16 protein-coding genes and 1 pseudogene are annotated in these 24331 nt (G+C 44.1%); 15 read left to right on the top strand and 2 right to left on the bottom strand.

All coding sequences use genetic code 11. The features are described from left to right. Positions 1-64 precede the first annotated feature (64 nt). The 13 genes from purD (at position 65) to HMPREF9624_RS06535 (ending at position 20814) form a co-directional block, all read left to right on the top strand. A complete protein-coding gene (gene purD / locus HMPREF9624_RS06595) occupies positions 65-1309 on the top strand; it encodes a phosphoribosylamine--glycine ligase (protein ID WP_009537082.1) in 1245 nt (414 codons plus the stop codon). Positions 1310-1487: 178 nt separating this feature from the next. Further along, on the top strand, positions 1488-2867 hold the full coding sequence (locus HMPREF9624_RS06590; RefSeq protein WP_009537081.1) for an ATP-binding protein: 1380 nt from the start codon (positions 1488-1490) through the stop codon (positions 2865-2867). Positions 2868-3224: 357 nt separating this feature from the next. Continuing rightward, complete coding sequence (locus HMPREF9624_RS06585; protein WP_009537080.1) at positions 3225-5666, top strand: beta-glucosidase family protein; 2442 nt, start codon at positions 3225-3227, stop codon at positions 5664-5666. Beyond that, positions 5654-6154 (top strand): polysaccharide biosynthesis protein GtrA, encoded by a 501-nt coding sequence (locus HMPREF9624_RS06580; RefSeq protein WP_009537079.1) that lies wholly within the window; start codon positions 5654-5656, stop codon positions 6152-6154. The genes HMPREF9624_RS06585 and HMPREF9624_RS06580 overlap by 13 nt, the downstream gene beginning before the upstream one ends. A 142-nt stretch (positions 6155-6296) precedes the next feature. Next, the gene (locus HMPREF9624_RS06575; protein ID WP_009537077.1) at positions 6297-9413 is read left to right on the top strand and encodes a glycoside hydrolase family 3 C-terminal domain-containing protein; all 3117 of its coding nucleotides are present in this window, start codon (positions 6297-6299) and stop codon (positions 9411-9413) included. Between the two features lie 420 nt (positions 9414-9833). Next, complete coding sequence (locus HMPREF9624_RS06570; RefSeq protein WP_009537076.1) at positions 9834-11048, top strand: ATP-binding protein; 1215 nt, start codon at positions 9834-9836, stop codon at positions 11046-11048. A gap of 145 nt (positions 11049-11193) precedes the next feature. Next, complete coding sequence (gene guaB / locus HMPREF9624_RS06565; RefSeq protein WP_009537075.1) at positions 11194-12657, top strand: IMP dehydrogenase; 1464 nt, start codon at positions 11194-11196, stop codon at positions 12655-12657. Positions 12658-12910: 253 nt separating this feature from the next. Next, positions 12911-13114 carry a 50S ribosomal protein L31 gene (gene rpmE, locus HMPREF9624_RS06560; RefSeq protein WP_009428743.1) on the top strand — a complete coding sequence of 68 codons (204 nt, stop codon included), beginning with the start codon at positions 12911-12913 and terminating at the stop codon, positions 13112-13114. Between the two features lie 215 nt (positions 13115-13329). Then, positions 13330-14271, top strand: a complete 942-nt coding sequence (locus HMPREF9624_RS06555) for a helix-turn-helix domain-containing protein (RefSeq protein WP_009535680.1) — start codon at positions 13330-13332, stop codon at positions 14269-14271. A gap of 203 nt (positions 14272-14474) precedes the next feature. Beyond that, positions 14475-15059 (top strand): MptD family putative ECF transporter S component, encoded by a 585-nt coding sequence (locus HMPREF9624_RS06550; RefSeq protein WP_009537074.1) that lies wholly within the window; start codon positions 14475-14477, stop codon positions 15057-15059. Beyond that, positions 15059-15760: an energy-coupling factor transporter transmembrane component T gene (locus HMPREF9624_RS06545; RefSeq protein ID WP_009537073.1), complete on the top strand. Its 702-nt coding sequence runs from the start codon at positions 15059-15061 to the stop codon at positions 15758-15760. Before HMPREF9624_RS06550 ends, HMPREF9624_RS06545 begins: the two co-directional genes overlap by 1 nt. Before the next feature lie 15 nt (positions 15761-15775). Next, positions 15776-19105 (top strand): energy-coupling factor transporter ATPase, encoded by a 3330-nt coding sequence (locus tag HMPREF9624_RS06540; protein ID WP_009537072.1) that lies wholly within the window; start codon positions 15776-15778, stop codon positions 19103-19105. After that, complete coding sequence (locus HMPREF9624_RS06535) at positions 19099-20814, top strand: ABC transporter ATP-binding protein (protein ID WP_009537071.1); 1716 nt, start codon at positions 19099-19101, stop codon at positions 20812-20814. Before HMPREF9624_RS06540 ends, HMPREF9624_RS06535 begins: the two co-directional genes overlap by 7 nt. A gap of 233 nt (positions 20815-21047) precedes the next feature. Here HMPREF9624_RS06535 and HMPREF9624_RS06530 read toward each other — a convergent pair whose 3' ends face one another. Both HMPREF9624_RS06530 and HMPREF9624_RS06525 read right to left on the bottom strand, forming a co-directional pair. Then, positions 21048-21689: a hypothetical protein gene (locus tag HMPREF9624_RS06530; RefSeq protein WP_009537070.1), complete on the bottom strand. Its 642-nt coding sequence runs from the start codon at positions 21687-21689 to the stop codon at positions 21048-21050. Between the two features lie 66 nt (positions 21690-21755). After that, positions 21756-22864 (bottom strand): annotated as a pseudogene (locus HMPREF9624_RS06525) (MobA/MobL family protein); the annotation flags it as partial. An 11-nt stretch (positions 22865-22875) separates the two neighbouring features. On the opposite strand from HMPREF9624_RS06525, the gene HMPREF9624_RS06520 reads away from it, so the two are divergent. Beyond that, positions 22876-23088, top strand: a complete 213-nt coding sequence (locus HMPREF9624_RS06520; protein WP_036594894.1) for a hypothetical protein — start codon at positions 22876-22878, stop codon at positions 23086-23088. Between the two features lie 181 nt (positions 23089-23269). After that, complete coding sequence (locus HMPREF9624_RS06515) at positions 23270-24217, top strand: DUF1385 domain-containing protein (RefSeq protein WP_009537068.1); 948 nt, start codon at positions 23270-23272, stop codon at positions 24215-24217. The last annotated feature ends 114 nt before the right edge of the window (positions 24218-24331 follow it).

Here is a 24331-nt window from a genome sequence, read left to right as displayed (position 1 = left end):
AAGTTTTGAGGTATTCAGGTTTTCAGGAATCAAGATTCCATGACTTAACAATGGGAGGTAGACCATGCGCGTATTGGTTGTGGGAAATGGCGGTCGGGAGGATGCGCTCTGTAAAAAGTTGCAGGAAAGTCCGCTCTGCGAAAAGCTGTATTGCTGTCCGGGAAATGCGGGGACAGCCCGCTATGCAGAGAATCTTTCCCTTGGGAACAACGAGGAAATAGTAAGATTTGCAAAGGAGCACGTGGACTTTGTTGTTGTCGGCCCGGAAAAGCCCTTGTGCGAAGGCCTTGTGGATGAACTGGAAGGGGTAGGCGTAAAAGCATTCGGCCCGAAAAAAAAGGCTGCGCAATTGGAGGGAAGCAAAGATTTTACGAAGCGTTTCCTGGAGAAATATGACTTACCCACTGCCCGGTACAAAACGGTATTTTCTTATGAAGAAGCGGTGGAGGCGTTGCAGGACTTTTCCTATCCCCTTGTGATTAAGGCGGACGGCCTCTGCGCCGGAAAGGGTGTGGGGATTTTTCAGGAGCTAGCGCAAGCAAGGCAGTATTTAGAGGATCTTTTTGTGAAAAAGATTTTCGGAGAAGAAGCGAAGAAGGTGGTCATAGAGGAATTTCTGGATGGAAAAGAGGCATCCCTTCTTTGCGTGGTATCCGGAAATCAGCTATTTCCTTTGGAATCGGCGAGGGACTATAAACGAATCTATGACGGAGACCTGGGGGACAATACCGGCGGGGTAGGCTGTTATTCTCCCAACGAGCTGTTTAATGCGGAATTAAAGGAGAAGATTGGAAAGGTTCTTAAGAAGATATCCTATGGACTGGAGCAGGAGGGGCTTCAGTACAGCGGCATTCTTTTTATCGGATTTATGATAATGGGGGGAGAGCCGAAGATTCTGGAATTTAACGTCCGTTTTGGAGATCCGGAGACAGAGGTAATCTTGCCAAGGCTCAAGAGTGATTTACTGCTTCTTATGGATAAGGTGATTTCCGGTAGTCTCCGTAGGGAAGACTTTCAGTGGTCGGAGGAAGCTTGTATGACGGTGGTGATGACCTCCAAGGGCTATCCTCACGCCTATGAAAAGCATAAGCAGATTACGGGAGAAATTACCGAGCCGACTATCTTTGTTTACCATAACAATACTGTCCTGGAAGAGGGTGCAGCCTATTCCGACGGAGGAAGAGTGCTCTCCGTCACCACCATGGGAGACAGCCTTTCCGCCTGCCGGGAGAAGATTTATGCCCATATCGGAGAAATCCATTTCGAAGGAGCAACATACAGAAAGGATATCGGGATTCCGGTGGAATAGGACAAGGACAAAGGGCTGTAAAAAAATTAAAATAATGAAGAGAATTTCAGACCTATATTGCTTAGAAACTCTTTTGATTTTTTACAGTCCCTACTCTTTTCCTTCTTTGGCTTTACATCTTAAAAAGGATATGATAATTTTTATTCGGAAGTAACCGAATCGGAGGTGACCGAATAAAATGAAATTTATCGGAAGAGAGGAAGAAGTACGGAAAATCAAAGGCTTGTATCAGTCTCCCGGCCTGGAAGTTCTTCTGTTATACGGAAGAAGGCGCATTGGAAAAAGCGAGCTGATGAAACATTCCATGCAGTTCTTTGAGGGGAAAAGGATTTATTACGAGTGTAAGCAGACTTCGGAAATGAACAATGTAGAAAGCTTGGCGACTTTACTTTCGGAAGAGTTTGGCTATCCTAGAATTTCCTTTTCCGGCCTGGAGGAAGTGCTGGATTTTCTTTTAAAAAAAGCGACGGAAGAGAATATTCTTTTGATTTTGGATGAATATTCTTATCTTAGTGATGTGCTGAAGGGCATGGACAGTGTTTTGCAGGCACTGATTGATAAATATCGAAACCGGAGTAAATTGAAATTGGCCTTGTGCGGTTCCTTTGTGGACACCATGCAGAAACTGATAGAAAAAGAGAATCCCTTATTTGGGCGTTTTGATTTGGTTTTAAAGTTAAAGCCCATGGATTACTATGATTCAGCACAGTTTTATCCCCATTTTTCCGACGAGGATAAGGTGAGGCTTTATAGCGTTTTTGGCGGAATTCCCTATTATAATCGTTTGATTCAGGAAGACAGGTCTGTAAAGGAGAATATTATAGAGTTGATTGCTTCTCCCGGTGCAAGACTGGAAAATGAAGTACTGATGTACCTTAAGTCGGAAATTGCGAAAATTGTGAATGCCAATGAAGTCTTTGAGGCTATGGCAAAGGGATTTTCTCGTTTTAACGATATCCTGTCTCAGTCCCATGTTTCCAGCGGTCCTACTTTGGTGGATGTGCTGGATAAGCTGATTCGTATGGAGCTTGTGGAGAAGGCGGCGCCCATCAATGATGAAAATAACCGAAAGAAGTCCGGATATTATATCAGTGACCCCATGTCCTTGTTTTATTATCAATATATTTTCCGTTACAGCTCTCAGTTAAACGTGATGAATTCGGATATTTTCTATCAGCGATATATTCAGGAGGACTTTGAAAATGCCTATGTGCCGAAGCGTTTTGAGACGATAGGAAAACAATATTTAATTCGGCAGAATCGGGCAGGACTTATGGAGGAGCCCTTTGAAAAAATAGGCAGGTACTACTACGACATTCCGAAAGAACGGCGAAACGGGGAGTTCGACATTGTCACCTACGATCCTAAGGGTTATATTTTTTATGAAGTAAAGTTTCAAGATAAGCCTCTTAGCAAGGCGGAAATAGAAAAAGAGATAGCACAGGTGCAGGAATGCGGCTTGCAATGCTATCGTTACGGCTTCCTTTCCAAAAGCGGATTTGAAGCAATTTCCCGGGATGACGTGGCTTTGATTTCCTTAGAAAGCCTGTATGCGTAATTTTCCATGGCCGGTTTTAGGATAAAAATATTTCCTTCTCAAATCAGAGAAAATCACTTCGGAGGCTTTTTTAGCCTCCTTTTTTACGTTATGCTAGTCCCCCCTTTTTAGACCTATATTTGCATATAATCAACTTATTCTCTTGCTATTTAGAGCCCCTTTCCCTATATCATATCGGAAGCCTTCGATAGTCCTTTGTAGGGATATGAGGTGAAATGGAAATTACAAAGTGGTGTGAAATAAGCCATGTGAATTATCTTGTGGATAAAAATTATTTTTGATAAAATGTAAACAGTTTTTTTAGGTGGAACTTGACCTGTGATAGAGTGGGGTGTCTCTTCTTTTGGAGGGAAAGATATGAAATATACCGAAGTAATTCAGCAAATGACTTTGACGGAGAAATGCGCCATTTTAAGCGGAAAGGACGAGTGGAGCACAAGAGAGGTAAAGCGGCTCAATATTCCGTCCATGACCTGTTCGGATGGCCCCCACGGTATTCGTAGACAGGCAGGAGCGGGAGATCATTTGGGATTAAACGCCTCTCTTCCGGCAACCTGTTTTCCCACAGCGGCATCTATCGCCAACAGCTGGGACGTGAATTTGGGAGAAGCGGTCGGAAAGGCTCTTGGGGAAGAAGCCAAGGTGCAGGACGTAAATGTGCTTCTTGGCCCGGGCTTAAATATCAAGAGAAGTCCTCTTTGCGGAAGAAATTTTGAGTATTTTTCGGAAGACCCTTACCTTGCCGGAAAGATGGCGGCTTCCTATGCCAGAGGAATCCAGAGTGAGGGAGTCTATTCCTGCGTGAAGCACTTTGCCGTGAACAGCCAGGAGACCAGAAGAATGGCCATGAGCGCGGTTTTGGATGAGCGAACCCTTCGGGAAATCTATCTCACCGGCTTTGAGATTGCGGTAAAAGAGGGAAAAGCCAAGGCGATTATGACCAGCTATAATCGGGTGAACGGCATTTATGCCAATGAAAACGAACATCTCTTAAAGGACATTTTAAGGGGAGATTGGGAATTTCCGGGCATCGTGATTACGGACTGGGGCGGATCCAACGATCACACCGCGGGAGTAAAGGCCGGATCCAATCTGGAAATGCCGAATCCCGGACTGGACTCTGCAAGAATCCTTCTTCGTGCCGTGAAGGAGGGAGAAAGCACGGAAGCGGAGATTGATGAGAGGGTAGACGAACTGCTTTCCGCAATTTTTGAGACTCAAGAGTCTGCAAAGGATAAGAAGGCGGAATTTGATATCGAAGCACATCATAGCCTGGCCAGAAAGGCGGCTTTGGAAACGGCAGTGCTTTTAAAGAATGAAGAAAATACCCTTCCCTTGAAAAAAGGAGCTAAGGTCGCCATTATCGGAGACTTTGCCTTTACCCCAAGATACCAAGGGGCAGGATCCTCCGTGGTGAATACCACAAAGCTTGAGATTGCTGCTGAACTGCATGCAGAATATCCGGAAATTGAGGTGGTAGGCATGGCCAAGGGCTTCCTCCGCCATGGGGGCGAGGACCTTGCGCTGGAAAAAGAAGCTCTGGAGCTTGCGAAAAATGCTGAACTTGTCTTGTTCTTCTTCGGCTTGGATGAAATGAGCGAATCGGAGGGCTTAGACAGAGAGCACATGGAAATCAACAATAACCAGATTGCTCTTCTTTCCCGTTTGCAGACCGTGAACCCCAATATTGTGGGAATTTTAAGTGCCGGTGCCGCCGTAACCATGGGACACAGCGTCCATTTGAAGGCATTGTTGCATAGTTACTTAGGGGGACAGGCAGGAGCAGGTGCTATTTTTGACCTTTTAACAGGAAGGGAAAACCCCTCCGGAAAGCTTGCAGAAACCTATCCGATTCGGGGAGAAGACGGGCCGGAATATCGTTATTATCCGGCAAAGGAGAAAGCTTCCGAATATCGGGAAGGCATCTTTGTGGGCTATCGCTATTACGATACCACGGATACCAAGGTGCATTTCCCCTTCGGCTATGGACTTTCCTATACGGAATTTCAGTACAGTGACCTGGAAGTAACGGAAGATGGGGTTCGTTTTCAGATTAAGAATACCGGAGAGCGGGACGGAGCGGAAATCGCACAGCTTTATATCGGCCTTCCGGATTCCAAGATTTTCCGGGCAAAAAAGGAGTTAAAGGGCTTTAGCAAGGTTTTCCTGAAAGCCGGAGAGACGAAGGCGGTGGAGATTCCCTTTGATGATAAGAGCTTCCGCTACTGGAACAATGTAACGAAGCGCTTTGAAGTAGAGGGGGGAGTATACCGGATTATGGTAGGGGCCTCTCTTACGGATATCCGTTTGGAAGGAAGTATCGAAAAGGCAGCCACTACGGACAAGCTTCCCTATCAGGAAGGGGGCTTGGAGCCCTACTTTAGCGGAAAAGTCACCGAGATTTCCGATGCATGTTTCGAAAAGCTCTTGGGATATCCGATTCCGGACAGCAGCTGGAGCGGAGAATTGGATGAAAATGATGCCATTTGCCAGATGTATTATGCAAAGAGCGGATTGGCAAGGCTCTTGTTTAAATTTTTAGAGGGAAAAAAGAAAGAGGCGGAGCGTAAAGGCAAGCCGGATTTAAATATTCTTTTCATTTACAATATGCCCTTCCGTGCCATTGCCAAAATGAGCGCCGGAAATGTCAGCATGGAGATGGCAAGGGCAATGCTTAAGGTGGTAAACGGCCATTTCTTTAAAGGAATCGGCGGACTTATCGGCGGATGGTTTAGAAACCGCAAGGAGAATAAGGCCTATGAACAAGCCTTGGAAGGAGGAAAAGAATGGACGCCATAAAAAAATGGATTGCGGCACATCCGAATCTTTGGGAATTTATCCTCTTTAACCTGCTTTCCAACTGCGCTACCGTGACCAATTTCATCATGATGTGGCTGTGCACGGGGGTGATTTTTACAGCTTGGAAGACGACGCCCTTTCGCTTTCTCGTCTTCGATTACACCAGCCCGGAGAGCTTGATGCTTTGCGGATTTTTAAGCTTTCTCTTGGCAACGGCATTGGCCCAGACGGTAAACTTCTTCGTGCAGAAGAATCTGGTCTTTAAGTCCGATGCAGCCTTCGAAAAGGCCATCCCGAAGTATGTGATTTTTGCTGTTTTCCTTGTGCTGGTTTCTGCGGCACTGCCGGGTTACAGCCAAAGCCTTTTCATCAAGATGGGGATTTCGGCTGCCCTTGCGCCGACTTTAGCCAATATCGTGAATATTGTTGTGCAGGTACTTTTAAGTTATCCTACGATGAAGTTCTGGATTATGCCAAAAGGAAAATGAGAATCGTAGCCGATAGAATCAAAAGAAATCTAAACTATCTTACGTGCAGACTTTGTTTTGAAGATGCAATTCGTCAGATAGTGAAAGATAGTATCTCTTATGCTGGACTTCTGCATAAGTTAAAGGGTAGAAAGGAGTATGAATGGTTGATTTTCTCTTAAAAACAGTAGGGCCGTTTTTCTTCGGTCTGGGGGTCAGCGAGGCGGATTTAAAGTCTTACATTACCACCCTGCAGGGCTATATCTTAGCGGTTTTGATTGCCCTTATTTTAATGCTTGTAATATTGATTTTTGCAAGCATCATCAAAAAACAGCATAAGCGTTTTGTGCGTTTTCAGGCAGTGTTGAATTTCTTCCTGGTGCTGGTGTTCGTGGGGAATCTTATTGCCTATGGTCCGATGCACAGCAATGTCTCCGGATTTTTAAATGCCTCCAAGGTGACGATTCCGGAAGAAACAAGGAATCACAGTAAAGAAGTGGTAAAGAAGGTGGGAGAAGAGGGATTTGTGCTTCTGAAAAATGATGACTCCCTGCTTCCTCTCCAAGACGAAAAGAAGTTAAATGTCTTCGGCTGGGCATCCACCGCACCGATTTACGGCGGAACAGGTTCCGGTTCTTCCGATACCACGAACAATGAAGGAATCTTGGATTCTCTTAAGAATGCAGGCTATGAATTAAATTCCGACCTTACGGAGATGTATAAGAAGTATCAGGACGGCAGAGTTTCTAAGGGTCTGAACATGAAAGAGCAGGATTGGAGTCTTCCCGAACCGACAGCGGATTACTATACGGATGATCTGATGAATAAGGCGAAGAGCTTTTCCGATGTGGCCGTTGTAGTATTGGGCAGATCCGGCGGAGAGGGTGCAGACCTTCCCATGGATATGCGTGCCATTATTGACGGTAAGTACAATATTGCGAAGGAAGTATCGGTAAATCCGGATAAGTACGGTTACTTCGGTGCCTCCTATAAGAACAACGGTTCCACACCGGACTTTGAGGAAGGACAGTCCTATCTGGAGCTTTCCAAGCCGGAAAAGGATATGCTGGATACGGTTTGTAAAAATTTCGATAAGGTAGTTTTAATTGTCAATGCCAATAACCCCATGGAGCTTGGCTTTGCGGATGATTATAAGCAGATTAAGTCCATGATTTGGGCTCCCGGTGCGGGGGTAACAGGATTTTCCGCTCTGGGTGAGATTTTGAAGGGAGAGGTAAACCCTTCCGGAAGAACTGTGGATACCTTTGTGAAGGATTTGCAGCAGACTCCCTACATTAATAACATCGGAAACCATGCTTATTCCAATGTGGACGATTTAAAGAAGGCGATTGTGGCGGCAGACGAATCTGCGGAAGGAAACATTTCCTTCGTAAACTATGCGGAAGGCATTTACACCGGTTACAAGTTCTATGAAACTGCAGCAGAAGAAGGTTTCCTGAATTACGAAGATACTGTGCAGTACCCCTTCGGCTACGGTCTTTCCTACACGAGCTTTACCCAGTCCATGGAGAACTTTAAGGATAACGGAAATCAGCTGAGCTTTGATGTAGAGGTGAAAAATACCGGTAAGGTAGCCGGAAAAGATGTGGTAGAGGTTTATTTTACCCCTCCGTACTATAACGGCGGCATCGAGAAATCCACAGTCAATTTTATTGATTTCGGAAAAACGAAGCTGCTTAATCCCGGTGAGTCGGAAAAATTGTCCTTTACCATTAACAAAGAAGACCTTGCCTCCTATGATTCGGAGGGTATCAAGGTAAAGGGCGGCGGATATATTCTGGAAGCGGGAGACTATAAGATTTCTATTCGGGAAAATTCCCACAAGGAAATCGCATCGGAAAGCTTCACGGTAGCGGCGGATATCGACTACTCGAAAAATAAGAGAGAAAGCGACAAGGTAGCGGCAGTCAATCATTTTGAAGACTACACCAGAGGAAAGTTCACCGTTCTTTCCCGTAAGGATCATTTTGCCAATTACAAAGAGGCCTGCGGTCCTCTTTCCGAGGATGCCTATGTGATGGACGATGCTACCCGTAAGGCAGTGGAAGAGCAGTCCTTTGCTTACTATGATCCGACAAAGTATGACAATGCAACGGACACCATGCCGAATATGGAGCAAAAGAACGGCTTAAAGCTCTATGACCTTGTAGGCGCCTCCTACGATGACGAAAAGTGGGACAAGCTTTTGGATCAGATGAGCTTTGACGATATGGCTACCTTAATCAATGTGGGCGGCTGGCAGACTGCGGCCATTAAGTCCATCAGTAAGCCGGCAACGGTGGAGTGTGACGGTCCTGCAGGATTGAACAACTTCATTACCCAGGTTTACGGTACCTCCTTCCCGGGAGAAATCCTGATGGCGCAGAGCTTTAATAGAGAGCTTTTGGGCGAGATAGGAGAAGCCATTGCGGCAGAATTTAAGGCGGCAGGCTACTACGGCTGGTACGGCCCTGCGGCAAATACCCACAGAAGTGCCTTTGCCGGACGAAATTTTGAGTATTACTCCGAAGACGGCGTACTGTCCGGAAACCTTGCGGCAGCGGAAATGAACGGGGCGATTAAGTATAAGGTGTACCCGTATTTGAAGCATTTTGCCTTGAACGATCAGGAAACCAACCGTTGTGCTTTCCTTTTGACTTTCGCAACGGAGCAGACGATTCGTGAGAATTATCTGAAGGGCTTTGAAATCGGATTGAAGAAGTACGAAGGCAATATTCAGGCCATGATGTCCTCCTTCAACTTCATTGGAACCGTTGCATGCAGTGCGAACCCCAATCTTTTAAACGATGTGCTTCGTACAGAGTGGGGCTTCCAAGGTATGGTCATTACCGACTATGACGGTTCCTACGGCTATATGATTTCCGATAAGTCCGTACGAAACGGAAATGACCTGATGCTGGGCTTTGCTATGGCAGACTCCAACAAGTTTACAGACAAGAGCGCAACTGCCGCTCTTGCTATGAGAAAGGCATGTAAGAACATTCTTTATACGGTAGCCAACAGCGGCGTCTATGACAACGGAGATCCTACCGGCAAGATGAGTAATATGGATAAGATTTTCTTAAGTGTTGACATTCTTTTTGCGTTACTTTACCTCCTTTGCCAGTTCCTCCTCTTTAAAGGCTGGAAAAAGAAGAAGGAAGCGCTAAAGCTTGCAGCAGCAAATCCGGAAGGCGGTAAGCCGGAAGTCATCACCAGGGAAATTATCAGGACGGAAGTCATTAAAGAAGAAATCAAGCCGGATGAGCCGAAAGAATAAAGGCTTACACTAAAATATAAAACTGAGGCTGTAAAAATCAAAATAATTTTCTAAGCAATATAGGTCTGAATTAGGGGCACGCTCTCGCTAGCTTCGCCTCATAGCAGTACTAACTTCAAGCTTCGCTCTACTCGCTTTCAGTAAGTACTGATGGGCTCAGACTACCCCTGCATTCAGACCTATATTGCCGAAAATTGCTTTTATTTTGATTTACAGCCTCATTTTTTGTATGAGGAATAGAGCAGGGATTCACTACGTCCCTGATTCTTTCGGCAATATTGAATATAAAGTAAAAAAGGAGTAAAAAATAGAAATTTTTTATTGTTAAGAGGTAAAAACTTATGGAAACAAGAACATTTTTCTGCATTGTTGTGGTATAATATCAGTTAAAAGAAAGTCTTATAAGGAGCTGAGAACGGTATGGAAGAGCGGAATAGAATAGATCGTCCTGAATATTTGCAGACACTTAAGCAGTACAGGGATATGCCTTTGGTAAAAATTCTGGCGGGAATTCGGCGATGCGGAAAATCCACCATTTTGGAAATGTTCAAGGAAGAGCTGATTCGGAGCAGAATTTCGGAAGATCATATCATTAGCCTGCGTTATACCTCGGAAGAGTTGGAAGAGGGCATGAGCAGTAAGGAGATGTATCAGGGGATAAAGCGGTTAATGCGGGATAATGATCGCTATTATCTTCTGCTGGATGAGGTGCAGGAAGTGACGGGCTGGGAAAAGGCGATAAACAGTCTTTTGGAGGACGCAAACACCGACATTTATGTGACGGGCTCCAATTCCAAGCTGATGTCCGGAGAGATTTCCGACTATTTAACAGGGCGGTATATTTCTATTCCGGTTTACACCCTGTCTTTTTCCGAGTATTTACGTTTTAAGGAAGGAGATTCCCGTTCTAAAAAGGAGCTCTTGCAGGACTATATTCGTATGGGAGGCTTTCCCATCGTGGCCCGCAGCAATTTTGAAGAACACTCCGCCTATCAGATTGTAGAAGGAATCTATAACTCCGTCATTAACAGTGACATTACTAGGCGATACAAGATTGTAAACCTGGATTTATTTCAGCGTGTGGTTAAATTTGTGGTGGAAAATGTAGGAAAAACCTTTTCCGCCAATGCCATCGCCAAGTTTCTAAAAAGTGAGGGGCGTTCCCTTTCCATTGAATCCATTTACAACTACTTAAGCTATCTGGAAAAAGCCTTCGTGATTTACCGCTGTCCCCGATATGATTTACAGGGAAAATCTGTCCTGAAAACACAGGAAAAATTTTACCTGGCGGACTCTTCCTTAAAGTACTGTATGATGGGTTTTAATCCCAAGTCCGTTGATTCCATGCTGGAAAACCTGGTGTACTTTGAACTGAAACGAAGAGGCTATGAGGTTTATATCGGGAAAAATGAGACGAAGGAAATTGATTTTGTAGCGGTTCGGCGGGATGAGCGAATCTATGTACAGGTCTGCCGGAATCTGCCGGAGGATTCGGATCGGGAACTAACGAATCTTTTGGAACTTAAGGACCATTATCCGAAGTACGTGGTGACACTGGATGACTTGGCAGGGGGAAATGTGAATGGGGTAAAGATGGTTCACATGGCGGATTTTCTGCTGAGTCACGAGTATTAAGATGTCGCAAAACGTGAATGTTGAAGAAAATTTCACCTTCCGGTCTTTCCGGGTTTAAGAATATTGTTTTTCCAAAAAGCCTATGCTATAGTACTGAAAAAATATTTTTCTGTGGGTTCATCTGGCTAAAGAAAAGAGGCGAAATATGGCAAAAATCATTGGAGAAGGTATTACATTTGATGATGTACTTCTGGTTCCGCATTATTCCGATATTATTCCGAATGAGGTGGACTTAAGCACCAATTTGACCAAGAATATCCGATTGAATATTCCTTTTATCTCGGCGGGAATGGATACCGTAACAGAGCATCATATGGCGATTGCGATGGCCAGATGCGGAGGAATCGGAATCATCCATAAGAATATGTCTATTTCCGAACAGGCGGAAGAGGTAGATATGGTAAAGCGTTCGGAAAATGGCGTAATTACCGACCCCTTTTCCCTTACCAAGGATCACAGTCTGAAGGATGCCAATGATTTAATGGCAAAGTTTAGGATTTCCGGCGTTCCCATTACGGAAGGCAAGAAGTTGATCGGAATCATCACCAATCGTGATTTGGTGTTTGAAGAAGACTATAATCGTCCGATTTCCGCCTGCATGACCTCTGAAAATCTGGTTACGGCAAAGGAAGGCACAACCTTGGAGGAGGCAAAGTCCATACTGGCCCGTGCCAAGGTGGAAAAGCTCCCCATTGTGGATGAGGAAGGAAATTTAAAGGGCTTAATCACCATAAAAGATATTGAAAAGCAGATAAAATACCCCAATGCGGCAAAGGATAAGCAGGGAAGACTTCTCTGCGGCGCGGCTATCGGGATTACCATGGACGTCTTGGACAGAGCACAAGAGCTCATTAATGCGCATGTGGATGTTATTGTACTGGATTCGGCCCATGGCCATTCCAAAAATGTCATTACCTGCGTTCGCAGTTTGAAGGAAAAATTCCCGGATCTTCCGGTGATTGCCGGAAATGTGGCAACTAAAGAGGCAACCAAGGCATTGATTGAAGCCGGTGCGGATTGTATTAAAATCGGTATCGGACCGGGTTCCATCTGTACAACCAGAGTGGTTGCCGGCATCGGTGTACCGCAGATTTCCGCAGTAATGGACGCCTATGCCGTTGCCAAGGAATACGGAATTCCCATTATTGCAGATGGCGGAATTCAGTATTCCGGAGATGTGACGAAGGCCCTTGCTGCCGGAGGCTCCTCGGTTATGATGGGCTCTGTATTTGCAGGCTGCGATGAAGCACCCGGTGAGTTCGAACTTTTCCAAGGCAGAAAATATAAGGTTTACCGCGGAATGGGATCCATTGGCGCCATGAAGCAGAAAAACGGTTCTTCTGACCGTTACTTCCAGGCCGGAGCGAAGAAGCTGGTTCCGGAAGGCGTGGAAGGAAGAGTAGCCTATAAGGGCAAGGTGGAGGATACTATTTTCCAGTATGTCGGAGGACTACGCGCCGGTATGGGCTACTGCGGAGCAAAGGACATTCCGACCTTGCAGGAAACTTCCGAGTTTGTAAAGATTTCCTCCGCGTCCTTGAAGGAATCTCACCCGCACGATATTCATATCACGAAAGAGGCACCGAACTATTCTTCGGATTCCATCTAACTAAGGCGGAAACAAGAAGATATCTTTTCGCAAAAAAAGTAAGAACTTAAAAGTCAAGAGAAAAATACCGTTTTAGGAAAGAGAATAGGAAAACATGTTTTAGGAAAGAGAATAGGAAAACAGCTCTTGCGCCTTTCTCTTTTCTGTGGTATCGTATCTTGGCTAAAGCGGATTTTGCTTTATGAAAACCAAGTAATCCGATTGCGGATAGACGAATGCGCATGATTGGAAACCATGCAGAAAGAGGGAAAAAATGAGAGAAGACATTCATCCAAGCTACTACCAGGCAACCGTAACCTGCAACTGTGGAAACACCTTCGTGACAGGTTCCACAAAGCCGGAAATTCACGTGGAAATTTGTTCCAAGTGTCATCCGTTCTACACAGGAAACCAGAAGGCAGCAGCTGCTAAGGGTAGAATTGATAAGTTCAATAAGCGTTTTGGAATTCAGCAGTAAGATGAAAAGAGCAGAGCTTTGGCTCTGCTTTTTTTGTTCACTTCTTTTTCATAAAAGAGTTATAGTATTATTTTGACTCTATAGTAACTTTGCTTTCTTAAAATGCTTGTGCGGTATCGAATTTGCCCGCAAAAGGCACTATAATAATTGTCAGGAGATTAGTCATATCTAACCCAAGAATTAAGAACACAATCTCTCAAAACAAGGAGAGCACAATGCAGGAATTAAAATATTTGATAGATAAGGAAATAATAAGGCGAGAGGAAGCCTTCATTACGGACATCATTTATCCTATGAAGAACGGAAGGGCGGATATTCATTTGTATGATGTGTTTCCCGGTGTTCAACTGATGATAACAACTTTTGAAAGTGAAACCTGTTATCAGGATGGTATGGAGCAGGATGTCATCAGCATAAACCATTGCTTCAAAGGGCGGTTTGAATGTGTTTTTGACAACAGAAACTGTGCGTATATGGGTGAAGGCGATATTGCAATCAATAATGTTTTACATTCTCCCATTGCCTCATCCTTCCCTTTGAATTATTACTCCGGTTCCACCATAATTCTTTATCCACGGCTATGCAAAACAGTACCGGAATTGAACAGCTTCGGCATAGATACAGATATTTTGACCAGAAAATATTCCCTGGATACTCGTTGTATGGTGTTTCGACGTAATGAGAATGTGGAACATATATACAGAGAATTGTATCGCAGCCTTACTCAACCGGAGTTGCCATATTTGCGCCTGAAAATATTGGAGCTGCTGTATCATTTCCAGGCCAGGCAGACTGTTCTGGAAGAAAATCACGAATATATGGCGAAACCATTGACTGAAAAGATTAAACATGTCAGGAACCATCTGATTGAAGATTTGGAACATTCTGTCAGCCTCAAGGAGCTGGCGGCAGAGCATGAAATCAGCCTGACGCAACTGAAAACCAGCTTCAAACAGGTTTATGGCGAAACCCCTTATGTCTATTTGAAAAGATATAAGATGCACATAGCTGCAAAATTGCTGTTGGAAACAAAGCAGCGTGTAATCGAAATTGCGGCGGCAATGGGGTATCAGAATCCAAGTAAGTTTACAGAGGCGTTTTTCTCCGTCATGGGAAAGAGACCTTTGGAATATCGAAAACAGAATGAAGAACAATAGATTGGAGTGTCATGTATGGCACTCCATTTTCTTTGACCTTTTGGATTATTTTTGTATTGCTGCGACTGTTCGGGGTAGATGAAGCAGTCGTATCTCGTTTAAAATGTGTTGTGGTTAGGAGATGCTAACTGCATACTGCATACTACATAAAAATGAAATGGCTTGGAATCTCCTGCCATTTTCAAGAAAGCGAAGGTGTCGTTATGAAAATAAAACTTACTACAAAAGACTTAATTTCCGCAGGTGCATTCGGAGCAATCTACCTTGTCCTGCTCACTGTATTATCGTCAATGATACTGCCTATCGTTCCAATACTCTATCTGGCAACACCGCTGATTGCCGGCATTATATTAGGCTCGGTGTATATGCTGTATGCATTGAAAGTCCCCCGCACCGGCTCTATTTTTATTCTCGCTGTGCTTGTAGGACTGATTACCTCTATGGCTACATTTTATCCGCTGATTGCCGCTATCGTATGGGGCGTGATTGCAGAACTTATCGTAGCCGGAAAACGCCGCAATTCTGCCAAAGCTCTTATCGCAAGCTACTGTGTGTTTAACCTGACCTCGATGGGCCCGTTCTTTGCAATTTTGATTGCGAAAGATGCGTTTCTTTCCATCTGCACTACATATTATGGGGCTGAGTATGCTGCTACACTCGATTCTCTGACTCCGAATTGGATTATTGTAGTATTCATTGCACTGGCTCTGTTGGGCGGACTTCTGGGCGGTCTGTTCGGTAAGCGTATTCTGAGCAAGCATTTTGTGAAAGCCGGTATTGTTGCGTAATGACGCAGAAAAATTCAAGAACTGTGTTAGATCCGAGAAGCAAGCTGGCGGTATTTGTCGCTGCTTGCTTCTCGACTTTTTCAGGTATGACGTATATTCAGGAGATTGCCCTGCTTCTGTTTTGCGGTATTACAATGCTGATTTGTAAAAAGTGGCAGTGGGCGTTGAATGTTTCCATTACATTTGCAGTTATGTTCTTATGTGACTTGTTTGTGGTGGGAAGATTGTCCGGCCCGCCCCAATATGTAGCCCTGTTGTTGTGCCATGTGCTTCGGTTTTTGCTTCCTCTGTTTGGCGCCTTTTATATTGTCACGAAAACCTCAACCGTGGGACAATATATCAGCGCGTTTATGGCGATGCACCTGCCAAATGTGGTCATTATTCCCATAGCGGTCATGTTTCGTTTTGTGCCCACGCTGACAGAGGAATGGCAGGTCATCACACAGGCAATGCGTCTGCGTGGAATGGCTCTGTCCATAAAAAATGTACTGCGTCGCCCTCTGTATATGCTGGAAAATATGTTAGTGCCGTTTCTTTTGCAAAGTTCGGCGATTGTGGATGAAATGTCCGCAGCAGTTATGGCTCGTGGATTTGATAAAGACCATCCCCGAAGCAGTTTCCTTGAAGTGAAGATGAAGGCGCTGGATTGGATATTTGTTGCAGTTTCCGTCATTGTCCTTGTATGGAATCTGCTTTGGTGAGAGGGGAGGATTTTTATGGTAACATTTGAAAATGTATCATTTTCCTATCAGACGGGTATGGAAACGCCTGCTTCCTCTGTAGTATTAAAAGATGTGAATCTGCACATCAAAAAGGGCGAATGTATTGTCCTGTGCGGAAAAAGCGGCTGTGGAAAAACCACAATGCTGCGTCTTGTCAATGGGCTTGCACCACATTTTTACGCTGGAAACCTACAGGGAGCTGTAAGGGTACATGGCATGGACATCCCCTCGTCTGATCTGCCGAAAATCTCAAGATTTGTGGGAAGTGTTTTTCAAAATCCACGGACTCAGTTTTTTCACATGGATACCACAGGGGAAATGGCATTTAATCTGGAAAATCAAAATATGCCAAGGGAGAAAATGAAAAAGCGGCTTGAGGAAGTCGCTTATCATCTGCATTTGGAGGAACTGCTGGAACGGGACATTTTTGAACTGTCCGGCGGGGAAAAACAGCAGATTGCCTGTGGCTCTGTCTATGCGTCCTTGCCAGAGGTGGTGGTATTGGATGAGCCTTCGTCCAATCTGGACATGGAAAGCATACAAAAGCTGCAAAAGCTGATTCGCACCATGAAAGAGGACGGAAAGACAATTTTAATGTCCGAACATCGCCTATGGTATCTTAGCGGAATGACTGACCGATATATCTTAATGGATAACGGACGAATTATCAGGGAATACGAGCCGATAGAAATAAACGCACTGACACAGCAGGAAAGGACTGCTTTGGGGCTTCGTGCAGTCAATCCGCAGCAGCTTCATATCATGCCCGAAACCGCGAATCGAAATTTGAATCAGGAACCGGCAATCGAAATCCACGGTCTGACCTTTAACCGTGGGCAGCGCCAGGTATTGGATATTCGCCACCTGGCAATTCCAAAAGGAGCGATTGTTGCGGTCATTGGCGAGAACGGTGCAGGTAAGTCCACGCTGAGTTTATGCCTTGCGGGGCTTCTCAGGCATAACGGAACGATTATGATAGAAAGAAAAACAGTTCCGAACAAAAAACTGCCGGAAACAGCTTTCCTTGTCATGCAGGAGGCCGGACACCAGCTTTTTAGCGACAGTGTAATGGGTGAGCTTACGCTAAACAATCCTTCTTTAACAGAGGAACAGGCACAGGCGGTACTCCGTGAGTTAGGGTTGGCGGGATTGGAAAACAGACACCCCGGTTCTCTTTCCGGCGGACAGCAGCAGCGGCTTGCTCTTGCAACAGCGATCTGTAACCGACGTCCGGTCATGCTGTATGATGAGCCAACCAGCGGACAGGATGGGGACAATCTGCTTCGCACCGTAGAAATCATACGAAAAGCGAACGAGAATGCCGTATGCTCTCTTATCGTATCCCATGACCCGGAGCTGATTGCCCGCTGTGCCACACATATTTTACATATTCATGCAGGAGAAGTAAAAAAGCTCCTGCCATTAGATGAAAGGGGGAACATCTATATGTGGAAAGTATTTAGAGAAGATGCACAGATAAGAAAACCGCAAAAAACCGGTATTCCAAGATTGTTGGAATTTACGGCTCCATTTGGTTCCATGCTCTTTCTCTCCCAGCTTCTTGCCGGAGCGAGTGCATTATTGCTGTTAGCGCCGTTTCTTTGTGTTTATTTTGCCGCAAGGGAGCTTTTGGATTTCCTGCTTGGCGGCAGCATAGATGCGTCTGCGTTGGCGTATTGGGGGCTTTGGGCGCTTGGGTTTGAACTGGCAGGCTTGATTGTCAATTTTATTGCCCTGCTTTTGTCTCACAAAGCTGCTTTTCATACGGAACAGAATTTGAAAATGGCAGTATTGGAACATCTGTCAAGGCTGCCTCTGGGATATTTTGAAGAAAACAGTAGCGGAAAACTGCGGAAAATCATAGATGAAAACAGTAAACAGACAGAAAGCTATCTGGCACATCAGCTTCCTGACCTCGTAGGGGCACAGGTGTCTATGGTTGCTGCGGCGCTTCTCATGCTTGCGGTTGACTGGCGGATTGGACTTCCTGTGCTGGTGCTTATGATGATCGGTTTTGCGTTTCAAATGTCTATGATGGGTGAAGAAACCATGAATTTTATGAAACGCTATCAGGATGCGCAAGAGGACATGAGCCATGAAGCGGTGGAGTACGTCAGAGGAATTTCCGTCATTAAAATCTTTGGTCAGTCCGTTCATTCGCTGCGCCGTTTCAAAGAAGCCATCCATGCCTACCGGGATGACGCCTTAGCCTATACGATGGCCTGCAAGCCGGGGTATGTGGCGTTTAATACTGTGGTAAACTCTTCGTTTCTTGCCTTGATCCCGGCAGCCTTGATTGGTATGGCAGCCGCGGCAGATTTGGAAACATTTGCACAAAACTTTTTATTCTATTTGATTTTTGCACCTGCCTGTGCAGCTATGCTGAACAAATTGATGTATATGACCAACTACAAGATGCAGGCTGTGGAATCCATGCGGCGCATTGATGAAATCCTGCTGACAAGGGAGCAGGCAGAGCCAAGAGAGTTCAAACTGCCGCAGGGTAATGATGTAAGATTCGACCATGTGACCTTTACTTATCCTACAGGCGAGGGCCCTGCCATTTCCGATGTCAGCTTCCTTGCGAAAGGCGGAACCGTGACTGCTTTGGTGGGACATTCCGGCTCAGGCAAAAGTACCATAGGCTCTTTAATTCCACGGTTTTATGATATTCAGGAGGGGTGCATTTCCATCGGAGGCGTAGCACTTTCTTCCATGAACAGGAAGGCGTTGATGGAAAGAGTTGCCTTTGTATTTCAAAATCCAAAGCTGCTGAAAGCAAGCATTGAAGAAAATGTCCGGGGCGGGAAAAAGAACGCAGCCGCAGAGGATATTTTGAATGCTCTGCATTTAGCTGGATGTGATGATATTCTCGAAAAACTCCCCGATGGAATCCATACGATGATTGGAGGAAAAGGTGTATATCTTTCCGGTGGCGAAATACAGCGGCTCGCTATTGCGAGAGCAATATTGAAGGATGCCCCTATCATCGTTTTGGACGAGGCCACCGCTTTTGCAGACCCGGAAAATGAAGCACAGATTCAACAGGCATTGAAAGAACTGACAAAAAACAAAACGGTAATTATGATTGCGCACCGTCTCTCTACTATTACCGATGCAGACCAAATCATCGTGATGAAGGGCGGACAGATAGCGGAGTACGGCAGACATGAGGAATTAGCTGCAAGACAGGGCGAATATGCCCGTATGTGGACAGAATATCAGAAGTCAATTCGCTGGCAGATGGATAACGTAGGAAACACCGCAGGGGTGCACCATGATGCCCTGAAAAGCGGGCAGGAACAGGAGGCTGCATCATGCTGAAGAATTTACTCGGATTGAGCGATGACGGAGTGCGTGAACTGAAAAGGGGTATCGCTGCCACAGCGATTTCCAATTTAGCGATTATGGCTCCCGTTTCGCTTTTAATGATGGTAACGATGGCGCTTTTAGATAAAATATGTGGCGGCGAAGGTTTTACCCTCCGGTCAGATGTCATTTTGCTGATGGCAATAGGGCTTTGTGGAATTATCTTTTTAACACAATGGGTGCAGTACCATCTTACCTATACGGTTGCCTATCGGGAAAGCGCAAACCGGCGAATTACTCTGGCCGAAAAGCTGCGGCGGCTTCCGCTCTCTTTCTTTGGGCAGCGTGACCTTTCCGACCTGACGTCCACGATGATGGGTGACTGCTCAAAACTGGAACGGATATTCTCAAATGCAGTTCCGGGGCTGTTTGGAACAATCGTGATGTTCCTTGTGGTTTCCGCCTGCCTGCTCTGTGTCGATTGGCGTATGGGACTTTGCATTGTTCTTCCCGTTCCTGTTGCCGGTGTGATTGTATTTGCCGGAAGAAGGATGCAGCAGAATGCGGAGGAAAAGAATTACGATGCCTATCGTGCCGCTTATGACGGTGTGCAGGAGTATCTTGATGTAGTTTCTGAACTTCGTTCTTCTGGAACGGAGCAGGAATATTTAGCCGGAGTAAGAAAAAAACTGGACAATGTAATTGCGTGTGCATTTCGCAATGAGCTTGTTCCCGGTACAGTAGTTACGCTTGCACAGTTTGTCCTTCGCTTCGGCCTGGTGACGGTGTTGCTTGTAGGCGGGGTTTTAATGACACAGGGAAGCCTCTCTGTTAATATGTTCCTGCTTTATCTGCTGATAGCAGGCAGGATTTATGAGCCGTTTGGCTCCTGCTTCATGCTGATGGCTGAAATGTTCTCCGCACTGGTCAGTATCCGCCGGACAAAAGAAATGGAGGCTACTCCGGAACAGACCGGTGCGAATGTCTGCAATAATCAAGGCTTTGATATTGAATTTTCCAATGTGGAATTTTCCTATAAGGATACCCCTGTGTTGAAAGGCGTTTCCTTTGTAGCAAAGCAGGGGGAAATTACTGCGCTTGTAGGACATTCCGGCAGTGGAAAATCAACCGTATCCCGATTGGCAGCCCGCTTTTGGGATGCAGATAAGGGAAAGGTTCTGCTCGGCGGCGTGGATGTAACGACCATAGAGCCGGAGGTGTTGTATCGAAACTACTCCATTGTTTTTCAAGATGTTACCCTGTTTGACAATACCGTAATGGAAAATATCCGGCTTGGTCGGCAAAACGCCACGGATGAGGGAGTGATAAAAGCTGCCAAAGCAGCAAGGTGTGAGGAATTTGTCTCCCGCTTGCCGGAGGGGTATCAAAGCAGAATCGGAGAAAACGGCTGTACCCTTTCCGGTGGCGAACGCCAGCGAATTTCCATCGCCCGTGCGATTTTGAAGGATGCGCCGGTCATTATTCTGGATGAAGCTACCGCATCTATGGATGTAGAAAATGAAAGCATGGTGCAGGAGGCGTTATCTGAACTTCTGCGCGACAAAACTGTACTCGTGATTGCCCACCGTATGCGTACTGTGGCAGGGGCAGACAAAATCGTGGTGCTGGAAGATGGCAAGGTTGCAGAACAGGGTAGACCGGAAGAGTTGATGAAGCATGGTGGTATTTTCAGCAATATGGTAAGGCTGCAGGCGGGAAGCTAATAAGATCATCTGTCATATGTTATTGGTTAAAGGACAAGGCAGCACCCTTTTTGCGTGCACTGCCTTGTCCTTTACTATTGATTTTTGGGAGAAAACTTTTTATAGTTATGGATGCTTTTTCTGTAGGATATTTTTCACTTTTGGACAAGAAAAAATAGTAAACCTTTTTGATTTACTGTTTCTGTGTTAGTTTTTATTAAAAAATTGTTTTTTACAAAAGCTAGGATTTTTAGTTATCCCCAATGTGGAATAATCAATTGAAATATAAATGCAACTATAACGGATATTCCTAATTCTAAAACAAATTCTTTTGGCTTTCTATACAAGATTAGAACACCTATTATCCATGTTATAACCTCCATAAGGTCATACATATAAAAGCCTTGTAGGGGATTAAGATTGAAAGCCTGAGCAAATAACACTCCAATAATTGTTCCAGAAAGAACAGTTGCAAAAACCCCTTTTCCTTTTGCATACCAGCACATGTATGCCATAAAAAAGGATACACAAGCAATCACTACCCATATCATCATATAAGTTTTCGGCAGAAAACCTAAAACATAATTGCAATATAAATAATACCCCATCAGCATACTAATCAAGAACGAAAATATGTTAATAGATGCTCTCAAAGGAGATTTAGAATAAACTGATATTATTGTTCCAAGCAAAATCCATATAGATAATCTGCCAAAATAATTTACAACATTAAGTTGTTGAAAAATCATTGGGAAATAATTGCTTGCTGTACCATCAATCCATTTCTGAAATACTCCAAGTGCAAACCCAAATAACATGAACCCTACCGTTGCCAATATATATTTTGAAGTAACACCTTTTTGAGGTATTCTTATTTTTTCAAGAAATACTTTCATTTTCTATTCTCCGCCAAATTCAAATTTTGTTTATATTAAATCTTTATAGCATTTTTTCACTTAGTATTATAGTTCTAACTCGTTTTTCTTTACTGTGATAGTCGCTTTTCTTGTTGCAGTAACTGCTCTATACAAGTCTTAACTTTTTCTGCTTATTCTACTTCTTCTCGTATCTCTAATATTTGATTGTATAAGCTCTTTTTCTCTTTCTTCAAATTGGCAACTTCTGATTTCCATTTACTGATGGCTAATGTCTTGCTTTCCCCTAATTGCTCTTTCAGATATTTCTTGGCACTTTCAAATAAAATAAGTTCTGCTGTATGCTCGTTATAAAAATCTTCCTGTTCACGTTTCTTTAATTTTGTATAGGCTTTGTAGATGTCCTTGTACTTCAAATATTTTTCTGATTGATCTACAAGTTGTGTTCTATCATCAATCTTCTTCTCGGTATCTTTTAAGGCTCTTGTAGTCTTATAATTCTTATCTCGTAAATCGGTAATGCTCTCTTTTAATTGATTGATACTTGTAATGTTTTTCTCTTTGAGTAGCTGATAACTTTCAATATATTTCTCTAAGTCTGCATTATTCTTATCTGCGTTTTTACGGATAAGATTTTCCAAAACTGATAACAGATTTTCTTTGGTTGGGAGTGTAGACTTTATATTTTCATTTTCTACTTTTTCTTCTTTTCCTATTCCTCTTATCCAATTTAACAAGGCTTTTATTCTTCTTGAGATTTCTCTTAAAATCATATTTTGATGTTTGATTTCTCGGTTGATATTCCCTTTATCTGTAGCTATGCCTTTCTTCTCCATTTGGGTTGCTGACACTCCTAAATGAATGGTCGGTATTTGTTCTATGCCTTGTCTTTGATAAGAACGATGATCCACTTTGTCCTGTATGCTGTTTTCTTCAAGATATTTGTTTGTAATGTCTGCCTATGCTTTTCGCCACTCTTCCGCTTTGTCTTACTCGTTCCAGTCTGTTGTATTTATTTTTCTTGTTTTGTAATTACCATTTTTGAGTTTTACCTTTTCTCCGTTTTTATCAAGGATATATTCCTTTTTTGATTTTGCTCTCCATGTTGTATCTTCGTTTAGTGGTCGCATAGTAAGTAAGATATGGCAATGTGGGTTTCCATCATTTTTATCATGTAGAGCAATATCAGCACACATTGGAAATTCGTGTGACAGAACTTAAAGCTCTGATTGCTACCGAAAAGGAAAGCAGTAATGTGGACGGCTTTAAGATACAGCGCATCCGGATAGTGTGGAACTGCATTGGAGAGGTTGTACTTCCCCATAAGGAAAAATCCCTTAGTAGCACCGGCTTTGGCTCTGCTTTTTTTGTTCGATTTTTTCTTGCGTCGATTCTTTCTTTGTTCACTTCTTTTTCATAAAATAGAGATAGTATGGCTTGACTCTATTGTATGAAGGAAGAAGTATCATTAGAATGATAGGAACAGATAGAACCAAATGCATAAGAATTTGTACAGCATACCCGTTGCTTACAGAGTATAGGTAGAACTATAAAGTAAATAGATTTATAAAAGTGTAAGTAGAACAGGAAAGAGGAAAAGATTGAGTAAACAGGTATATAGCGGAATAGGCGGTCAGGCTGTAATAGAAGGAATCATGATGAAAAACGGAGAGAAATACTCCGTTGCGGTTCGGAAGCCAAGCGGAGAAATCGACGTTATGGAAAGCGAGTACCTTTCCCTTACGGACAAATATCCTTTTTTGAAGCTCCCCTTTTTAAGAGGAATCATTTCTTTTTACGACTCCATGGCTTTGGGAATGAAATGCTTAAGTCACAGTGCAAGTTTTTATGAGGATGATGAAGGCTCTGAGCCGGGAGCTATTGAAAAAGCAATGGGTAAAATCTTTGGCGATAAGCTTGAGCAGGTCTTATCGGCTCTTGTGATGGTCTTCTCCTTTGCTGCTGCAATTTTTATTTTTGTAGCACTCCCGACCATATTGCTGAATTTCTTAAAGACAATCCTCCCGATTGCACCGATGCTCGCCTTTTTGGAGGGACTGCTTCGTATCCTCATATTTATTATTTATATCAAGTTGATTTCTCGGGCGAAGGATATCCGAAGGACCTTTGAGTATCACGGGGCGGAGCACAAGTGTATAAACTGTGTGGAGCATGGTCTTGATTTAACCGTGGAAAATGTTCTTCTTTCCTCCAAAGAGCATAAACGTTGTGGAACGAGTTTCATCGTTTATGTGATGATGATTTCCATTTTTCTCTTTATGTTCTTGCAATTTGACAGTCTGTGGATGAAGGTTTTGGCGCGTCTTCTTCTTATTCCCGTGATTGCCGGCATCAGCTATGAAGTACTTCGCCTTGTGGGTATGGTGGACAATGCCTTAACTCGCATTCTCTTTATCCCCGGTATGTGGATGCAGGGCCTGACGACGAAAGAGCCTGATGCCGAAGAGGTGGAAGTAGCCATTGCTGCTGTGGAAAAGGTCTTTGATTGGAGGGCATTTCAGAGGGAACATTTTTCGGAAAAGCCATAAAGGAAATACAAGTTTTTGATGATAAAAGTGGATGAAACTTGATAAAAGTAGGTGAAAAATATAGGGCTTGGGCAATACTCGATACAGAAATTGCCGGAGAGAAGGACAGGGTTT

Origin of the sequence: Oribacterium asaccharolyticum ACB7 (assembly GCF_000238075.1) — a bacterium.
Classification (GTDB): domain Bacteria; phylum Bacillota; class Clostridia; order Lachnospirales; family Lachnospiraceae; genus Oribacterium; species Oribacterium asaccharolyticum.
Note: the sequence above shows the minus strand (reverse complement) of the source record. Positions and strands in the feature narration are given on the sequence as shown.

What these genes read in the sequence shown, in the direction of transcription:
- rpmE (WP_009428743.1), top strand. Translation starts at nt 12,911, where the DNA reads ATGAGAGAAGACATTCATCCAAGCTACTACCAGGCAACCGTAACCTGC.
- HMPREF9624_RS06530 (WP_009537070.1), bottom strand. Translation starts at nt 21,689, where the DNA reads ATGAAAGTATTTCTTGAAAAAATAAGAATACCTCAAAAAGGTGTTACT.
- HMPREF9624_RS06575 (WP_009537077.1), top strand. Translation starts at nt 6,297, where the DNA reads ATGGTTGATTTTCTCTTAAAAACAGTAGGGCCGTTTTTCTTCGGTCTG.
- HMPREF9624_RS06540 (WP_009537072.1), top strand. Translation starts at nt 15,776, where the DNA reads ATGGTAACATTTGAAAATGTATCATTTTCCTATCAGACGGGTATGGAA.
- HMPREF9624_RS06590 (WP_009537081.1), top strand. Translation starts at nt 1,488, where the DNA reads ATGAAATTTATCGGAAGAGAGGAAGAAGTACGGAAAATCAAAGGCTTG.
- HMPREF9624_RS06555 (WP_009535680.1), top strand. Translation starts at nt 13,330, where the DNA reads ATGCAGGAATTAAAATATTTGATAGATAAGGAAATAATAAGGCGAGAG.
- purD (WP_009537082.1), top strand. Translation starts at nt 65, where the DNA reads ATGCGCGTATTGGTTGTGGGAAATGGCGGTCGGGAGGATGCGCTCTGT.
- HMPREF9624_RS06570 (WP_009537076.1), top strand. Translation starts at nt 9,834, where the DNA reads ATGGAAGAGCGGAATAGAATAGATCGTCCTGAATATTTGCAGACACTT.
- HMPREF9624_RS06545 (WP_009537073.1), top strand. Translation starts at nt 15,059, where the DNA reads ATGACGCAGAAAAATTCAAGAACTGTGTTAGATCCGAGAAGCAAGCTG.
- HMPREF9624_RS06580 (WP_009537079.1), top strand. Translation starts at nt 5,654, where the DNA reads ATGGACGCCATAAAAAAATGGATTGCGGCACATCCGAATCTTTGGGAA.
- guaB (WP_009537075.1), top strand. Translation starts at nt 11,194, where the DNA reads ATGGCAAAAATCATTGGAGAAGGTATTACATTTGATGATGTACTTCTG.
- HMPREF9624_RS06535 (WP_009537071.1), top strand. Translation starts at nt 19,099, where the DNA reads ATGCTGAAGAATTTACTCGGATTGAGCGATGACGGAGTGCGTGAACTG.
- HMPREF9624_RS06585 (WP_009537080.1), top strand. Translation starts at nt 3,225, where the DNA reads ATGAAATATACCGAAGTAATTCAGCAAATGACTTTGACGGAGAAATGC.
- HMPREF9624_RS06550 (WP_009537074.1), top strand. Translation starts at nt 14,475, where the DNA reads ATGAAAATAAAACTTACTACAAAAGACTTAATTTCCGCAGGTGCATTC.